Origin of the sequence: Paenibacillus sinensis, from assembly GCF_019904155.1 — a bacterium.
GTDB lineage: Bacteria > Bacillota > Bacilli > Paenibacillales > Paenibacillaceae > Paenibacillus_AQ > Paenibacillus_AQ sinensis.
The window spans coordinates 15,733-29,260 of sequence record NZ_JAHCMB010000202.1 but is presented as its reverse complement, the minus strand read 5'-3'; the positions used below and the strand labels follow the sequence as shown (position 1 = coordinate 29,260).

11 protein-coding genes and 1 riboswitch are annotated in these 13,528 nt (G+C 55.2%); of the genes, 5 read left to right on the top strand and 6 right to left on the bottom strand.

Translation table 11 applies throughout. The features are described from left to right. Positions 1–19: 19 nt before the first annotated feature. A riboswitch (cyclic di-GMP riboswitch) is annotated at positions 20–116 on the bottom strand. Beyond that, positions 108–263 (top strand): hypothetical protein, encoded by a 156-nt coding sequence (locus KIH86_RS25275; protein ID WP_223110732.1) that lies wholly within the window; start codon positions 108–110, stop codon positions 261–263. It overlaps the preceding riboswitch by 9 nt. Before the next feature lie 111 nt (positions 264–374). On the opposite strand, the gene KIH86_RS25270 is transcribed toward KIH86_RS25275, so the two are convergent. Beyond that, positions 375–1,343 (bottom strand): LacI family DNA-binding transcriptional regulator, encoded by a 969-nt coding sequence (locus KIH86_RS25270; RefSeq protein ID WP_223081041.1) that lies wholly within the window; start codon positions 1,341–1,343, stop codon positions 375–377. 102 nt (positions 1,344–1,445) lie between these two features. Between KIH86_RS25270 and KIH86_RS25265 the strand changes: the two genes are divergently transcribed. Beyond that, a complete protein-coding gene (locus KIH86_RS25265; protein ID WP_223081042.1) occupies positions 1,446–2,861 on the top strand; it encodes a glycoside hydrolase family 1 protein in 1,416 nt (471 codons plus the stop codon). Between the two features lie 95 nt (positions 2,862–2,956). Here the strand turns inward: KIH86_RS25265 and KIH86_RS25260 are convergent, their stop codons facing one another. From KIH86_RS25260 to KIH86_RS25240, 5 genes are all read right to left on the bottom strand, one after another. Next, positions 2,957–3,877 (bottom strand): DMT family transporter, encoded by a 921-nt coding sequence (locus KIH86_RS25260; protein ID WP_223081043.1) that lies wholly within the window; start codon positions 3,875–3,877, stop codon positions 2,957–2,959. A 23-nt stretch (positions 3,878–3,900) separates the two neighbouring features. Next, positions 3,901–4,725, bottom strand: coding sequence for an AraC family ligand binding domain-containing protein (locus KIH86_RS25255; protein WP_223081044.1), 825 nt, complete (start codon positions 4,723–4,725; stop codon positions 3,901–3,903). Between the two features lie 206 nt (positions 4,726–4,931). Beyond that, a complete protein-coding gene (locus tag KIH86_RS25250; RefSeq protein WP_223081045.1) occupies positions 4,932–5,417 on the bottom strand; it encodes a DUF6803 family protein in 486 nt (161 codons plus the stop codon). A gap of 290 nt (positions 5,418–5,707) precedes the next feature. Next, positions 5,708–6,994, bottom strand: a complete 1,287-nt coding sequence (locus KIH86_RS25245) for a glycoside hydrolase family 27 protein (RefSeq protein WP_223081046.1) — start codon at positions 6,992–6,994, stop codon at positions 5,708–5,710. A gap of 275 nt (positions 6,995–7,269) precedes the next feature. Further along, positions 7,270–8,151: a helix-turn-helix transcriptional regulator gene (locus KIH86_RS25240; protein WP_223081047.1), complete on the bottom strand. Its 882-nt coding sequence runs from the start codon at positions 8,149–8,151 to the stop codon at positions 7,270–7,272. A 388-nt stretch (positions 8,152–8,539) separates the two neighbouring features. Here KIH86_RS25240 and KIH86_RS25235 point away from each other — a divergent pair, with 388 nt between their 5' ends. The 3 genes from KIH86_RS25235 to KIH86_RS25225 all read left to right on the top strand — a co-directional run bounded on the left by KIH86_RS25235 (position 8,540) and on the right by KIH86_RS25225 (position 13,482). Beyond that, positions 8,540–10,351, top strand: coding sequence for a hypothetical protein (locus KIH86_RS25235; protein ID WP_223081048.1), 1,812 nt, complete (start codon positions 8,540–8,542; stop codon positions 10,349–10,351). Between the two features lie 114 nt (positions 10,352–10,465). Continuing rightward, on the top strand, positions 10,466–11,602 hold the full coding sequence (locus KIH86_RS25230; RefSeq protein WP_223081049.1) for a glycoside hydrolase family 88 protein: 1,137 nt from the start codon (positions 10,466–10,468) through the stop codon (positions 11,600–11,602). A gap of 14 nt (positions 11,603–11,616) precedes the next feature. Further along, on the top strand, positions 11,617–13,482 hold the full coding sequence (locus KIH86_RS25225; protein ID WP_235775596.1) for a DUF2264 domain-containing protein: 1,866 nt from the start codon (positions 11,617–11,619) through the stop codon (positions 13,480–13,482). The last annotated feature ends 46 nt before the right edge of the window (positions 13,483–13,528 follow it).

Here is a 13,528-nt window from a genome sequence, read left to right as displayed (position 1 = left end):
TGATCTCGCATTTCTTTTTTCCGGCAGCGCGGCTGCCATCTTCGACTCATTTTGGAGACGAAGAAGGCCCTATGGCTTTGCGTCCTTGCCTTTCGGCAAGTTTGCCTTTGTCACAAACGGGTGGGACGGGTACATACGACTTGCTTCGGAATGGAACAACAGCGGCGGGCAGCATCTATATCAACGCTGCGGCTGAGGGCGAAGGAGGGGGAAGTGCGATCAATGCGTGTGTCTCTACTGGGATGAAAGCCGGTACAGCCTAAGGTTAGCAGCGGTTCATGGTTACTATCGGAACGAAAAATGTCATTTTTTAGCGAAAAATAAAGAACGGTTCTATATAACTACAAGAACCGTTCCACAGGCGGGCCATTAGACTAGGTTGTCTCCCGGATGGCAAGGCTGAATGCCAGGGGCTGAAGCGCCAGCGCCTTTCCCAGCAGCGCGGGAGCCAGCAGCCTGAAGGCATTCTCTGCCTGGCCGGCAACCGGGTTCCGTACGGTCGTGATGCCCATCGTCTTCGCCAGCTCTGTATCGTCATAGCCGACGATCGCCAGCTCCTCCGGCACGCCGACTCCCTGCCTGCGAGCTTCGCTTACTATACCGGCTGCAACGAGATCATTGGCGCATAGAACCGCCTCGGGACGGTCCTGCTGCTCCATCAGGGAGCGCAGCACGCGCTCGCCGTCCGCGATGCTGTAGACGGAGGAATGGTACCATTGCTCATCTACAGGGAGATTGTGTGCAGCCATTGCCTGTTCGTACGCTTCCCGCCGGCTCTGCGTATTGATGCTGCTGGGGCGGCCGAATGCATTGGCAATGCGGGTGTATCCTCGCGAGAGCAAATGTTCAAGGGCGAGGGTATAGCCCTCGAACTGGTTCATGGCGACCGACGGGATATCTGGATGGTCCATACGCTGCCAGGACACGATAGGCCCGTATTTGCGGTAAGAGGCAATAAGGCCCGGGGAGCTGACAGAGGTCAGGATGAGCAGGCCGTCCACTCTTTTTCGCTTGAGATCCTCAAGGGCTTGAAGCTCCTTCTGGCTGTCTCCGCCGGTTGTATAGATGATCGTCTGGAATCCGTGCCGTCCGGCGCTCTCCACGAAGCCGTTCATGAAATGCAGAATCAGCTCGTTCAGATTTATCGTAATCATGCCGATCTGCTGGGTCCTGCCTTTGGACAGGGAGACGGCGTTCCGGTTGGGTACATAGTCCTGTTCCTTCATGATGGCCAGTATTTTCTCGCGGGTATCCGGACTTACATGCCGTGAGCCGTTGAGCACCCGGGATACCGTCGCTTTGGAGAAGCCGGACAGCTTGGCTATTTGATCGAGTGTGGACATGGGGTTGTCTCCTTGCCGTGATCTAATGCTTGACATGTAACGCGTTCCAAGGTTTAGGATGCCGGTATAACCTTATCATAACGAAAAAAGGCGGGAAAAAACATGAATCTTCAGTTTCCGGAAGGATTTCTCTGGGGCGGCGCGGTAGCCGCGAATCAGCTGGAAGGGGCGTATCAGGAGGACGGCAAAGGCTGGTCTACCCAGGATGTGAGTCCTCATGGCGTCAAGACGCCGCCGACGGATGTGCCGACCGATGACAATATGAAGCTGATCGGCATTGATTTTTATCACCGGTATAAGGAAGATATCAAGCTGTTCGCAGAGATGGGCTTCAAGGTGTTCCGGACGTCCATCGCCTGGTCGCGGATTTTTCCGAAGGGGGACGAGCTGGAGCCGAACGAGAAGGGACTGCAGTTCTACGACGATCTGTTCGATGAATGCCGTAAATACGGCATCGAGCCGCTGGTCACCATTTCCCATTATGAAACGCCGCTGCATCTCGCCCGGGAATATGACGGCTGGGTGAACCGCAAGCTGGTGGGCTTTTACGAGCGGTATGCGGAGACGCTTTTTACCCGTTACAAGGATAAAGTGAAATACTGGCTGACCTTCAACGAGATCAACTCCATTCTGGAGTTTCCGTTCATGAGCGGCGGCATCGGTACGCCCAAGGAGAAGCTGAGCAATCAGGATCTGTACCAGGCCATTCACCATGAGCTTGTGGCGAGCGCGGCGGCTGTCAGGATCGGACATGAAATCAATCCGGACTTCAAGATCGGGTGCATGGTGCTGAGCATGCCGATTTATCCGCTGACGCCGAACCCGGATGATGTGATCCAGGCAATGCAGAGCGATCATAAAAATACATTTTTCGCAGACGTGCACGCACGCGGATATTATCCGGGATACATGAAGCGGTTCTTCCGCGAGAACGGTATCGAGATCCATTTTGAGCCGGGGGATGAGGAGATTCTGAAGCATACGGTGGATTTCGTCTCGTTCAGCTATTACATGAGCATCTGTGAGACGGCCGACCCGGCGAAGCAGATCAAGGGAGAAGGCAATCTTCTGGGCGGCGTGCCGAATCCGTACCTGAAATCGAGCGATTGGGGCTGGCAGATCGATCCTCAGGGACTCCGGTACATTCTGAATGCGTTCTGGGACCGTTATCAGAAGCCGCTGTTCATTGTGGAAAATGGCCTCGGCGCCGCCGATCAGCTGGTGACCCTGGAGAATGGCGAGAAGACGGTGGAGGACGGCTACCGGATCAATTATTTGAAGGAGCATCTTGTTCAGGTTGCCGAGGCAATCGCGGACGGCGTGGATGTGATGGGGTATACGACCTGGGGCTGCATCGACCTCGTCAGCGCTTCGACTGCGGAGCTGAAGAAGCGTTACGGCTTCATCTATGTCGACCGTCATGACGACGGATCGGGAACGCTTGAGCGGTACCGCAAGAAGTCGTTCCATTGGTACAAAGACGTGATCGGGACGAATGGGCAGAGCCTGTTTGGGTAAGCGGGGGAAAATGGACAAAAGGATCAGGCACATACGCGCCGGGTCCTTTTTTGTTACAGGCTTAAGCCCGTTGAGTGCGTGAGAAACGATTCAGGTTAGAATCGCTCATTCTCTAAAGCTTCTTTAGTTTTTGCAGAGGTTTTAATCTCTGAAATAAATAATCCGGCTAATGTAAGTACAATCCCGAACACAGAAGTCCGGGTATTCGTCTCATGAAGTACAAGAACAGAGGTAACGACGGTTATGACTGGAACCATATAAATATAAACGCTGGTTTTCACTGCACCCAATAGTTTAACCGCGGAGTTCCACGTTACAAAACACAGGGCGGATGCTCCCAATCCCAAGAACAGAATGTTAAAAAGATTGACCGGCTGCATCAAATGATCAAGGTTTGGTTCAAACTCAAACAGGAATAAGGCGGGTATCATGAATATTAATCCATAGAAGAAAATTCTCCGTGTTGCCTGGATCGTATTATAGTGAAAACCGCTGATTTTCTTGGTCAGGACCGAATAGGCAGCCCATATCACAGCGGCCAGAACAGCCAGTATATCTCCCAATGGATTCAATTTCAAATGACTGCTTCCGTTAAAGCTAATGAGAAAAATTCCGATAACAGCAACCGCAAAACCTATAAAAAATGGCAATCTCAATTTTTCTCCATCTAAAAACAGATGCGCCAAGATAGCGGTAAAAAATGGTGCAATTGAAATAATGACCCCTACATTGGATGCGAAAGTATAAGTCAGGGCAATGTTTTCAAGCAAATAGTATAGGGTGACACCACATAAACCAGCCGCAGCAAAATACAACTCCTGTTTTCTTTCCTTGACTCTTAGCCTGCGAGGGTAAACCACAAGCAGCACAATGAAACCGATTGTAAATCTTAAAAACAGTACTTCAATTGGAGAATTGGCTTTCAAAAGTATCTTTGTTGATATGAAAGTTGTTCCCCAAATAAAGATTGTAATAAATGCGAATAAATGTCCCGTAATCTCTTGTCTTCTGTCCATGAGAATCCTCTCTATACAAAGAGTCAGCTATGAGCATCCTTGAAAATATTCATATACTGTTTTGGCGTCAGCCCTATAAACTTCTTGAAGAAGTTGGAAAAATGGCTCTGGTCGGTAAACCCTGTCTGTAATGCCACATCTATTGGTAAAATGCCTTGCTCCAGCATTTTCTTTGCTTTGTCAATTCGGATCGTTTCCAAATAACTATAAGGAGAGATTCCCTTCTGCTTGGTAAAAGAGCGAAGAAGATAGTATTTGCTTAGTCCCGTCAGCTTGCACAGGTCATTCAGCGTAATGTTCTCCATGTAGTGATTTTCTAAAAATTCACAGATTGCCCTTGCTTCCATGCTTTGCTCTGTATTTCCTGCTGGTACGGCCTGCTCCGTATATTCTTCTACCAGTTGTTCCAGAAGGAAAAAAAAGATTTCCTCTTTTCTAAAATCGCTTTCCTCCTCCATGAGCATTTGATGTAATTCCCGAAGTACAACAACCAAGTCGCTATGAAAAACTACCTGTGACGTAAAGTAGGGTAAATATTCTTTTCCTGTTATTTCACAGATTGCCTTGCTCATAATTTCCGGTTGGATATTGATGCAGCGATAATCCAGTGTTTGACCGTCGATTTGCTCGCAAGCATGATTATCGCGCGGATTAAACAGTAATAAATCTCCCGGTTCTATGACGTACTCTTTGTTTTTGCAAGACAATAAGCGCTGACCTTTCTCAATAAAACCAATCACATAATACTCATGAAAATGATTGGGGAACTTCTGCATAATTCCTTGAAAATGATAAACTTCCACTTTCAGCTCCGTATCATATTTTACTGTTCTTATTTCTTGCTTCAAAAATGTTCCTCCTTTCCTGACTATCTGATACTTAGTGTACCCCAAGAGGCATCAGCATTCTTGTATGATATTGCTCTATTGATTTGGGGCAAGCCGCCCCAAACCCTGCAACTTCGGGCCAGCATGGCCCGAAGTTCCGCTGTCCAGATACAGAAATACCGCCCATCTTGTCCAATTGGGCGGTATCTTTTATTTGGAAAATGGAATTAGTGACTCATTCCCGCCATGCCGCTGATAATCTCGGGATTAACCATGCCGAAGATCATGGCGATGTGGGCGACGACGAGAAAGCCGCTGACGAAGATGAAGTGCAGCTTCATCTTCCGCTCTCCCGGGCTCCGGCGGGCGATAAGTCCCAGATCGAGCAGAGCCAACGGCAGCAGGAAGAATACGCCGCTCAGGTAAAAGCTGACGGCCACCACGTCCACCCAGGTATGCCATTCCCCGTTCATGGTCAGAGGCACGAATGCGGTGGGGAACAGATACAGGAAGATGCCTGTAAAATACAGACCGGCCAGGATGCTGCAAATCCGGTTGAAGGAGCGCAGGCCGCCGCCTGTGTTTTTGCCGAACAGAATGAAAAATTCCGTCACCGTAATCGTCTCGGCGAAGATCACGGGGATCGCCATGAAGATAATCAGATTCCACGGCTGGTTGTCCGCCAGAAGGGACATGTAATGCGTCATATTCATACCCGACAATTCCCCCAGTACAATTCTATAACTTCACACTCAGTGTAAGGGGAATTTGTGTGGAAAGAATGGAGAAAACCGGATGCCGGCAGAGAGACTTGGGCCGCGGGACCGGCCTGTGGCCGTATTTATATGCAGTATGGTGAAGGCAAGGAGCTGGGGTATGATGGAATAAAGGGACAGGGCTGTGATAGAATCACGCCCTGTCCCTTCATGATGTGTCCGGAATCCGCTTCGATGACAAGGTCACCTTCGCGGGGGGGGTTAATAGCTTGTATTCGGTCAAAGCACTAGCCTTCGAACCGGTACAGCTTCACGCCATGCGGTGGCACGAGTGCTGTCAGGCGGCCGTTCTGTACCAAGGCGGCTTCCTTGGTCCACAGCTCCGTGCCGGATTCCAAATCGGTGAATCCGAGCTGCTCCGAAGGCAGAGACACCGTCAGGCCGGAGTCGCCGGTGTTGAACACGGCGGCGTAGCGGGCGCCGTCCTCTTCCTCCGCGGTCCAGACGATGAGATCGCCGTAGTGCATCGCTTCTCTGGCGCCGCGGCTCTCGCGATGCATGCGCAGCACATCGCGGTTGGTCAGGAGCGACAGCGTCCAGTCATCGTTGTCGCGCAGTTCGCCGCCGAAGATGAGCGGCGAGCGGAAGATGCTCCAGAGCGACATCATGGTCAGCTGCTCGTCGCGCGTGAACCGGGTCATGCGGTCCTCCGCGCCGCCGTCGACAGAGCGGATTCCGATATGTCCGAGCGGCAGCATATCGCAGTCCGGCCAGCAGCCGGGACCGGGGATGCCCTGCCATTTGCGGCAGCGGTCGAACATGTCGAGCAGCAGGGGCCACAGATCCCAGAAATCGTCGGTCACCCGCCACATGTTGGCATGCTCCACGAAGAAATCCGCGTACTCCACCGGAGCGGGGCCCGGAGACAGGCTGAGCACCATATCACGGCCGCATTTGGAGATGGCGTTCGAGATGAGCTCAATCTCGTCCTTATGGGTGTCATACAGCCGGGAAGCGGCAATGTCATCCACCTTCACGAGATCGACGCCCCAAGCGGCGTACATTTCAAAGAGGGAATCATAGTAAGCCTGTGCGCCTTCCTGCGAGGCGTCCACGCCGTACATGTCCGTATTCCACGGACATATGGAGTTTGGATGGGCGATCACCCGGGCCGTCGCCGCGCTTCCCTTGATAGGAGTGTCGGCATGGACCGCCTGGCGCGGAATGCCGCGCATGATGTGGATGCCGAATTTCAGCCCCAGGCTGTGCACATATTCGGCCAGCGCTGCGAAGCCCTTCCCGTCTGCGGCGGAAGGGAAGCGGTTGACCGCCGGGATCAGGCGGGAATATTCGTCCACCTCCAGCGGCACAAAGGGGCGGTACTGGGAGGAATTCGCATAAGGCTCATACCACTGGATATCAACGGTTATGTATTCCCAGCCGTAAGCCTTGAGATGCTCTGCCATATACTCTGCGTTGCCCCGGATTTCCGCTTCCGTCACGGCCGCTCCGTAGCAGTCCCAGCTGTTCCAGCCGAGAGGAGGGAAGGGGGCGGCGGCATTTTTATTCGTCATGTAAAAGCTCCTTTTCAATGGGGTTCAGAATTATTGCGCTTTTATAGCCCCATGATAAGGAAGAAATGCACGCGAATCTATAGTGATTTCAAGATGCGAATTGTACAATATTGCGGTTGACATTGCGGCGGGCGGCGGAAAGGGCAGGTTGATCGGCAGGCGGCGGGCTGTCAGAAGGACAGCTGGAATGACGGAAGGACGGAGGGAAAGTCGAAAGGACGGAAGGACAACCGGCGCAGGCAGCGCCGGTCCGGCCGATAGACTGAGCGCTGCGCTCAGTCAAAGAACAGCCTGCGGTACACGAGGCTCTCGTTCCCGCCCCGGAACTCGCCGGGCGTCAGGCCCGTAAGGCTGCGGAACGCCTTGATGAAATAGCTGCCGCTGGAGTAACCGAGCTCGCGGGCGACGGCCTCGACGCTCATTCCGGTTCCCCGCAGCAGCTCCATCGCCCGCTCGGTCCTCACCCGGTTCAGGTAGCTCACCGGCGTCAGACCGGTGCAGGCGGAGAAGGTGCGGATCAGATGATACTTGGACAGTCCGACATAATCGGACAGCTGATCAATGCTGATCATGCCTGAATAATTCCGCTCGATATACTCTGCGGCCATTGTAATCCGTTCAGGCCATTCGCTTCGGTCCCGCTGCCCGGCGGCCTTCATTCGCGCCAGCTCGGTGGCGAACTGGTACACATAGGAAGAGGCCAGCAGCGGGTCCGTGATCCGGCCGGCATGCGCCTCAGCGTAGATGAGCTTCAGCAGCCGGACCGGAGCGGAGTCCGGCAGCAGCAGCGGCGCCGTTCCGGCTTGGTCCTTGAACCGGGTCCAGTGCGGCGCAATGAGGTCTGGCCGGATCAGCAGGTAATAGAACTCCCACGGCTCCCTGGCGTCCGCGGGATAATAATAGCGGTGCCTGCCGGGAATCTCTGTCAGGAACGCCCGCTCCGGCCCGATATGGTGAACGGTGCCGTCGGCCTCATACCGGCCTTCGCCTGCAACCGTATACTGGAACAGCAGCAGCGGTCCATCGCCACGGGTCTCCCCGTCCCATACATAGGCCGTCGTATCCACGATCTCATGCCCCACCGCGAACAGGCTGCACAGATGAAGATCGCGGTCCTCCGTAAAGCGGAACCCATAGGTTCCCGTATGCAATGCCACGAGCAATCCTCTCCTCCTTGATGCTTCGTCATGCGGCGGCTTTCGCTCTCGTACATGCTCTTTCTGATAGTTTACCCGGGCGGCCGGTGTCTTCCAAGAAGTAAAAAATCACAACTGAAATTCCATTAGCCAAGCGCTGGTCTTTAGCCAATGGCTGTCCTGCCAGAGCCTGGAGATGGCGGCATCCGGATTGTTAAATGGAGCGTGAGAATAGGAGGTGAATATATTTGAATATAAAGCTAATATTTTTTCATGATTCTTATGTAAGCGTATCCTATAATAAGAACAGGCTGATAGTATCTCCAAGGCAGCCCGCTTCCGGAGGCGAAGCTTTGCGGAAGTGTAGGTCCGCCAATCCGGCGGATCGGAGAGGAGGAACAAGCAAAGCATGAGCCGACAGGAGCTTCTCGATATCGTACAAAATATGAAGCCGGCGGACTTGACTCTGTATTATCCGGACGGGGATTCCGAGGCCTTCTGGAGAGCGGCGTCTTCGTCGGAAATGCTGAAGGAGGATATTCTGGTGATCCGCTCCGAGGGAGAACGGCTGGATGCCCTGCCGATTCCGGAGCTTACTTTTTCGCTGTTCACCATCTTTGGGCAGACCGGTTCCAGACTGGAGTATGAAAGGGTCTATTTCGAGCGGAGAAGAAGACTGAACACTTACGTTCTGCTGTCTCTGCTGGAGCCGGAGAATCCGGCCTATTCGGAAAAAATGGCGGATATGCTGTGGGCCGTGTGCGATGAGTACACCTGGTGCCTTCCGGCCCATCTGCCGCAGGATCACGGCCCCGCAGATATCAGCCGCTATATTGATCTTTTTTCCTCCGAGACGGGGTTTGCGCTGAGTGAGATTTCGCTTCTGCTGGCTGATCGCTTGCCGCCGCTGCTGCGCTCCCGAATTCGCCATGAGGTGAACCGGCGTCTGTTCCGGCCGTTTCTGGAAAGCGGTCCTTATAGCTGGGAGACGGCCCGGCATAATTGGTCCGCCGTCTGCGCGGGTTCCATCGGAGCGGCGGCGCTGCTGGCGCTGGATGATCCAGGCCTGCTGGCCGATATTCTGCTGAAGACCGAACGGAGCGCAGACTGTTACCTGGAGGGCTTCGGCAGCGACGGCGCATGCCTGGAAGGCCTCGGATACTGGAACTACGGCTTCGGCTATTTCGTGTATTACAGCGATCTTCTCCGGGCGAGAAGCGGTGGAAGCATTGACCGGCTCGGAGATGACAAGGTGCGAAGCATCGCGCAGTTCCAGCAGAAATGCTTCATGGGCGGCAACCATGTCGCCAACTTCTCCGACTCGGTACCGAGGGTTTGGGTACATAGAGGCTTGTCCCATTATTTGTCCGGCGTCTTCCCGGATGTTCAGCGGCCGCCGTCTTCCATCTCTGCCCCCTATACGGAGGATCATTGCAGCCGGTGGGCTCCCGCGTTCCGCAATCTGATCTGGACGAAGGGCAGAGCCAAAGGGGAGAATTGGCAAGCGGCCAGCTATTATCTGCCGGATGCCGCATGGCTCGTCTCCCGTCATGATTCAGCCGCAGGACATTTCGGCTTCGCAGCAAAAGGCGGGCATAATGCCGAGCCGCATAATCATAATGACCTGGGGCAGTTCATTCTGCTCGGATGGGGAGAAATCTACGCCGCCGATCTGGGCTGCGGAGAATATACGGCCGACTATTTCGGCGCAGGCCGTTACAATTATGACTGCAACGGTTCGCAGGGCCATTCGGTGCCGGTCATCGATGGACGGCATCAAGAGGAAGGCGCGGAGAATAAGGCGGCAGTGCTGCACGCTGCAGCAGCTGCGGACAGAGATGAATTGACCCTTGACCTGACAAAGGCCTATGGAGCAGGCGGTCTTACAAGCCTGGTCCGTTCCCTGGTCTGGTACAAGGAAGAGTTTCCTTGTTTGGCGCTGACTGACGAATACAGATATGACGGCAAGCCATCGAGCTGGATTGAACGGTTCGTCAGCTGGCGCAAGCCGGAGCTGATCCGGCCTGGCTCGGTGCTGCTGCAGGGAGAGAACGGCGGCGGTGTCAGGGTAAGCTATGACCCGGCGGCGTTGGGGCCCGAAGTTACGGCGCATATGTACCGCGACCATTTCGGCCGCGATACGGTATGGCATAGCCTTGATTTCCATGCAGTTCAGCCCGGAGACACGGGCAGATTCTCGTTCACTTTCCAATTTATATAAAGATACAGAGGAGCATTACACCGATCGGCGGATTCAAGCATCAACGCAGGATTTGGCATTAACGGCCGTCCATTCACGGAATGGGGCTGAGTACGATGAAGGTGGTGTGAGTACATGAATGCAGTCGCAGGTCCAGTCTGGGTAGAAGAGGCCTGGGAGAAAGCGTTGGAGAAGACGCGGCGGAACAGCCGAAGAATAGGAGCCGAGTTTCCGCATGCAAGCCAGGGCGGCAAATATGTGCTGGAGGCGCCCCACTGGTGGACGGCGGGCTTCTGGCCCGGCATGCTCTGGCAGCTGTACGCCGGGAGCGGGGATGAGAGCCTCAAGCAAATCGCCGAGCGCTGTGAGGAGCGGCTCGACGAGGTGCTGGACGGCTATGTGAAGCTGGATCATGACCTCGGCTTCATGTGGATTCTGACCAGCGTGGCGAATTACAAGCTTCAAGGCGGCGAGGCTTCACGCGTCCGGGCTCTTAAGGCGGCCAACTATTTGGCTGCCCGGTTCAACCTGAAGGGACGGTATATCCGGGCCTGGAACCCGTGGATCGAAGGGGAGAAGAACAGCGGGGTCGCGATTATCGACTGTTCCATGAACGTCAATCTGCTGTTCTGGGTGTCCAGGATATCGGGCGATCCCCGATACCGGCATATCGCGGAAGCGCATATGGACACGGTACTGGAGCATTTTATCCGTCAGGACGGCTCGGTCTATCATATTGTGAACTTCAACCCGGATACGGGGGAAGTTGCGGAGAAGCTCGGCGGGCAGGGCTATGCGCCCGAATCCGCCTGGTCGCGCGGCACGGCTTGGGCGCTGTACGGAATGGCGCTCGCTTATCATCATACGGGCAAGCGCGACTATCTGTACGCGGCGCAGCGGGTCGCCCATTTCTTCCTTACCCGGCTGCCGGAGGATAAGGTTCCCCACTGGGATTTCCGCGCTCCCGGCGAAATTGGACAGATCCGCGATACGTCCGCAGGCGCCTGCGCGGCCAGCGGGCTGCTGCTTCTGGCTTCCCTGGCGGATGAAGCGGAAGCCCATGTGTACCGGGACGGCGGCGTGAAGATGCTGGAGTCGCTGTACCGCCATTACGGGACCTGGGACGACCCGGACGAAGAAGGGCTTCTCCTGCACGGCACGAGCAACTACCCCGAGAACCGGAATATCGACGTTCCGCTCATTTACGGCGATTTCTTCTATGTCGAGGCGCTGGCCCGGCTTAGAGGAGACGGCCCATTCTATTGGGAATAAGGAGGATGTAATCCATGAAAATGCTGAATACCACACACCCATATGCCTCGATTGCGGATAATCCGCTCAAGACGCGCGAGGATTTGGTGATTGCGCTTGAGCAGCTGACGGAGCCGCTTAAGCCGCTGTATAGCGAGGGTAAAGCCGGAATTACGATCGGAATGACGGGAGCCGCTTATCCCGCCGAGGTGGCGAAGATGGAAGGTTTCTCCCGGGTGCTGTGGGGCCTGGTTCCGCTGCTCGCCGGAGGCGGGGAAAGCGATTTGTGGGAGACGGTGCTGAACGGTATCCGTCACGGCACGGACCCTGCCCACCCTGAATATTGGGGCGAGGTTAGAGACTATGAACAACGTCTTGTCGAAATGGCGGTCTTCGGCTTCGCGATGACTGCCATACCCGAGAAGATTTGGGAGCCGCTGTCATCGTCCGAGCAGGAGAATCTGTACCGCTGGCTGAATCAGATCAACAACCGCTCTTGCTGTGACTGCAACTGGCTGTTCTTCAATGTGCTCGTCAATGTCGGTTTCCGTAAACTCGGCCTCCCTTACGATGCGCGGCAGTTAGAGAACAACCTGAAGCGGATGGATGATTTCTACCTGGGGGAAGGCTGGTACAGCGACGGAATCAACGGGCACAGCGATTATTACGGGCCTTTCGCCATCCATTACTACGGCCTGTTATATGCCAAATCGATGGAACAAGAGGACCCGGAGCGTTCCCGGTTGTTCAAGGAACGCGCCAGACTGTTCGCCTCGGAATTTGTGGCCTGGTTCGCCCCGGACGGTTCGGCGCTTCCATACGGCCGCAGCCTGACCTACCGCTTCGCCCAGTCCGCGTTCTGGAGCGCGCTGGCCTACGCCGGTGTGGATGTTCTGCCTGCCGGGGCCGTCAAAGGCCTGGTGCTGCGCAATCTGCGCTGGTGGTTCAGCCAGCCGATCTTCGACTCGCGCGGGGTGCTGACAATCGGATACGTCTATCCGAATCTGGTTATGGCGGAAGGCTATAACTCGCCGGGCTCTCCTTACTGGGCGCTGAAGACTTTCCTGCCGCTGGCGCTGGCTGAGGAGCATCCCTTCTGGAAGGACGAGGAGCTTCCGCTGCCGGATATTCCGGAGGTTTCGGTTCAGAAACAGGCTCATCTGGCCATTGTACGCGAGCCCGCTTCAGGGCATGTGGCGGCCTTCAACAGCGGCCATCTATACACGAATGAACATACCCATACTTCGGCCAAGTACGAGAAGTTCGTCTATTCGACCGGCTTTGGCTTCAGCGTCCCTCGCTCCGAATGGGGATTGACACAGGGCGCTTTCGACTCCATGCTCGCGCTGAGCGAAGCCGGGGACAATCTGTACCGGGTGAGACGCCGCAATCTGGAATCGGCGATCTGCGACAATGTGCTGCATTCGGTCTGGAAGCCTTGGGCTGACGTTGAGATTCGGACCTGGGTCGTGGCGGGGCTTCCGTGGCATATCCGGATACACCGGATTGACACGGGCCGGCCGCTGGACGTTGCGGAAGGCGGATTCGCACTCGGTCAGGAGAGCCGGATTGAAGAGCAGTCCGTATCCGCCGGCATCGCGGCGGCCACCGAGTGTGGAGCGAGCGGAATCCGGGGGCTGCTCGGGTACGAGAAGGCGCTGCTGGTCTGGCCGAACGCCAATACGAATCTGCTAAGACCACGGACAGTCATTCCGACGCTGACGGCTTCTCTTGAACCGGGCGTGCATTGGCTGGTCTCAGCCGTATACGGCGATCCGGCAGGTAGAGACGGCGGCTTCCTGTCGGATTCACCAGAGCAGATTCTGAACGTAGCTCTGGAAGACGAGGCTGCCGTGGTCGTTACCCGGGCCGGGCAGGAAATTCGGATTCCCCGGAATTGAATCGTTGGCTAAAGAAGCAGCCCCGGAATCTTCGCCGGGGCTGCTT

Excerpts from the sequence above, each read along its gene's own strand:
- KIH86_RS25270 (WP_223081041.1), bottom strand. The coding sequence starts at position 1,343 with ATGTCCACACTCGATCAAATAGCCAAGCTGTCCGGCTTCTCCAAAGCG.
- KIH86_RS25265 (WP_223081042.1), top strand. The coding sequence starts at position 1,446 with ATGAATCTTCAGTTTCCGGAAGGATTTCTCTGGGGCGGCGCGGTAGCC.
- KIH86_RS25260 (WP_223081043.1), bottom strand. The coding sequence starts at position 3,877 with ATGGACAGAAGACAAGAGATTACGGGACATTTATTCGCATTTATTACA.
- KIH86_RS25250 (WP_223081045.1), bottom strand. The coding sequence starts at position 5,417 with ATGAATATGACGCATTACATGTCCCTTCTGGCGGACAACCAGCCGTGG.
- KIH86_RS25245 (WP_223081046.1), bottom strand. The coding sequence starts at position 6,994 with ATGACGAATAAAAATGCCGCCGCCCCCTTCCCTCCTCTCGGCTGGAAC.
- KIH86_RS25235 (WP_223081048.1), top strand. The coding sequence starts at position 8,540 with ATGAGCCGACAGGAGCTTCTCGATATCGTACAAAATATGAAGCCGGCG.
- KIH86_RS25230 (WP_223081049.1), top strand. The coding sequence starts at position 10,466 with ATGAATGCAGTCGCAGGTCCAGTCTGGGTAGAAGAGGCCTGGGAGAAA.
- KIH86_RS25225 (WP_235775596.1), top strand. The coding sequence starts at position 11,617 with ATGAAAATGCTGAATACCACACACCCATATGCCTCGATTGCGGATAAT.